The organism is Ligilactobacillus pobuzihii E100301 = KCTC 13174, assembly GCF_000349725.1.
In the GTDB taxonomy this organism is placed as follows: Bacteria; Bacillota; Bacilli; order Lactobacillales; family Lactobacillaceae; genus Ligilactobacillus; species Ligilactobacillus pobuzihii.
The window spans coordinates 61756-64870 of sequence record NZ_KB714704.1 but is presented as its reverse complement, the minus strand read 5'-3'; the positions used below and the strand labels follow the sequence as shown (position 1 = coordinate 64870).

Below are 3115 nucleotides of genomic sequence, written 5' to 3'. Positions count from 1 at the left end.
CAGTACCAATTTTGTTTTATGATAAAAAAAATAGAGATGAAGCGACCACTTCATCTCCGAAAAACAAATCCCACACTGAAAGGAATGTTCTTCCATGGATGATTTTACACTGGATCTACTGGGAATTAAAGACTCAAGCTTGAAGTTTGACCCGAAATATCAAAATGAGCCGACAACTTATGCTTTTTACAAGCATAAAAAAGCACGTTTTATTCATTTACTGCAGTCTTATCCTTGTTTTTGCCCCGTTTGTGGCCAAAAAATGCAGCGCAACGGTTTTAAAACCGTGAAAATGGTGGGCTTACCTTCAGGTGGTCTCACTAACGTTTTTTCGATCCGTAAACAAAAATATTTGTGCCCTAGTTCAGCTTCATGCCCTGAAACTATCACAAAATTGGCCGCGGTGCTGGATGTCAAGGCTAATGAACGTATCTCGCGCGCCGTTAAATATCAAGCGGTGTCCAAACTAGGGCAAAACATCTCACAAAAAGATATCGCGGCTGATTTTTGTCTTTCAGGGATGACAGTCATGCGCTTTGCGCAAGAGCTCTCGACCTACTTAGAACCAAATCATCATTATTTACCGCAAAATATCGCTTTTGATGACTTTAAATCAGGCAATTTTTCTCAAAGTGGGATGAGTATCATCGTCATGGATATCGCGACTCACCGTACTTTAGACATTGTCCGGTCTCGTCAAAGTGCGTATTTACGTAGTTACTTTTTACAATATGATCGCCAGGCTCGCTATGCAGTTCAAACTGTCACGGTTGATCTATATTCACCATACCGGACTTTTATCCAGGAGATCTTTCCCAATGCGCTCATTATTGCCGACCGTTTCCATGTCATAACCCAGGCCTATCGTGCTTTAAATCAGGTCCGGATACGGGCTATGAAACAAGCTGGCCATGGCTCACATGTTTCCCGAGCCCTGAAGCATTATTGGAAGTTATTGACCAAAGACGCGGTGCGGCTCGATTTTAAACACTATCATAAAAGCAGGAATTTCCGTAATCGCCAGTTGTGTGAACAAGATATCGTAACACGTTTATTAAAGATGTCTGCCGACTTGCGCTTAGCTTACAATTATTATCAAACACTTTTACAAGCCGTGCATCAAGCAGATCCAGAACTATTAGAAGAATTGACCCAGTCAGCCGCAGGGATGCCTGAGCCCGTCAAAAAAACTAACCGAACCTTACGCAAACACCTGCAGGAGATCAAAAACAGTTTTAAAACCTCCTTTTCCAATGGCCCCGTCGAAGGGACGAACAACAAAATAAAAACCATTAAGAAGACCGCTTATGGCTTCAGGAATTTTGCGAACTTTCGTCTGCGTGTCCTAGTTGAATTAAAGAATAGTTACGTGAGTTTAAACTTTAACAATCAAATCAAAAAAGCTGCCCGTTCCATTCAAGAACAAGCAGCTTAAACAAGTTAGACCAATTACTTTTTAATTTTAATAATTTATTTCATCAGTACCACTTGATAAAGAACCTAAAAAAATAGAGATGAAGCGACCACTTCATCTCCGAAAAACAAATCCCACACTGAAAGGAATGTTCTTACATGGATGATTTTACACTAGATCTACTGGGAATTAAAGATTCAAGCTTGAAATTTGACCCGAAATATCAAAATGAAGCGACAACTTATGCTTTTTACAAGCATAAAAAAGCACGTTTTATTCATTTACTGCAGTCTTATCCTTGTTTTTGCCCCGCTTGTGGTCAAAAAATGCAACGTAATGGTTTTAAAACTGTGAAAATGGTGGGCTTACCTTCAGGTGGTCTCACTAATGTTTTTTCGATCCGTAAACAAAAATATTTGTGCCCTAGTTCAGCTTCATGCCCTAAAACTATCACAAAATTGGCCGCGGTGCAGGATGTCAAGGCTAATGAACGTATCTCGCGAGCCGTTAAATATCAAGCGGTGTCCAAATTAGGACAGAACATCTCACAAAAAGATATCGCGGCTGATTTTTGTCTCTCAGGGATGACAGTCATGCGCTTTGCGCAAGAGCTCTCGACCTACTTAGAACCAAATCATCATTATTTACCGCAAAATATCGCTTTTGATGACTTTAAATCGGGCAATTTTCCTCAAAGTGGGATGAGTATCATCGTCATGGATATCGCGACTCACCGTACTTTAGACATTGTCCGGTCTCGTCAAAGTGCTTATTTACGCAGTTACTTTTTACAATATGACCGCCAGGCCCGCTATGCAGTTCAAAGTGTCACAGTTGACCTATATTCACCATACCGGGCCTTTATTCAGGAGATCTTTCCCAACGCGCTCATTATTGCCGACCGTTTCCATGTCATAACCCAGGCCTACCGTGCTTTAAATCAGGTCCGGATACGGGCTATGAAACAAGCTGGCCATGGCTCACATGTTTCCCGGGCCCTGAAGCATTATTGGAAGTTATTGACCAAAAACGCGGCGCGGCTCGACTTTAAACACTATCATAAAAGCAGGAATTTCCGTAACCGCCAGTTGTGTGAACAAGATATCGTAACACGTTTATTAAAGATGTCTGCCGACCTGCGCTTAGCTTACAATTATTATCAAACACTTTTACAAGCCGTGCATCAAGCAGATCCAAAACTATTAGCAGAATTGACCCAGTCAGCCGCAGGAATGCCTGAGCCCGTCAAACAAACCAACCGGACCTTACGCAAACACCTGCAGGAGATCAAAAACAGTTTTAAAACCTCCTTTTCCAACGGCCCCGTCGAAGGGACGAACAACAAGATCAAAACCATTAAGAAGACCGCTTATGGCTTCAGAAATTTTGCGAACTTTCGTCTGCGTGTCCTAGTTGAATTAAAGAATAGTTACGTAAGTTTGAACTTTAACAATCAAATCAAAAAAGCTGCTAGTTCCATTCAAGAACAAGCAGCTGAAACAAGCTAGACCAATTACTTTTTTATTTTAATAATTTATTTGTAAGCAGTGTTCAACTGGACGGCTAGACAAAAAATGTTTGAATTTGCTTGGACCAAAATAGAAATCCCTGATATGAAAGCATGAGTTGCTTCATGTCAGGGATCTTTGACGTTATTTGAGTTTAATTCCATGGTAAATAAGGCTCTAGTTCACTTTCAGT

At 40.9% G+C, this 3115-nt stretch carries 2 protein-coding genes; both read left to right on the top strand.

Annotation, left to right across the window (positions count from 1 at the left end; all coding sequences use genetic code 11):
* Positions 1-94: 94 nt before the first annotated feature.
* Entirely contained in the window at positions 95-1435 is a 1341-nt protein-coding gene (locus tag LACPOB_RS0111200; protein WP_017868911.1) for an ISL3 family transposase, read from the top strand.
* A gap of 137 nt (positions 1436-1572) precedes the next feature.
* On the top strand, positions 1573-2922 hold the full coding sequence (locus LACPOB_RS0111195) for an ISL3 family transposase (RefSeq protein ID WP_017868910.1): 1350 nt from the start codon (positions 1573-1575) through the stop codon (positions 2920-2922).
* Positions 2923-3115: the final 193 nt, after the last annotated feature.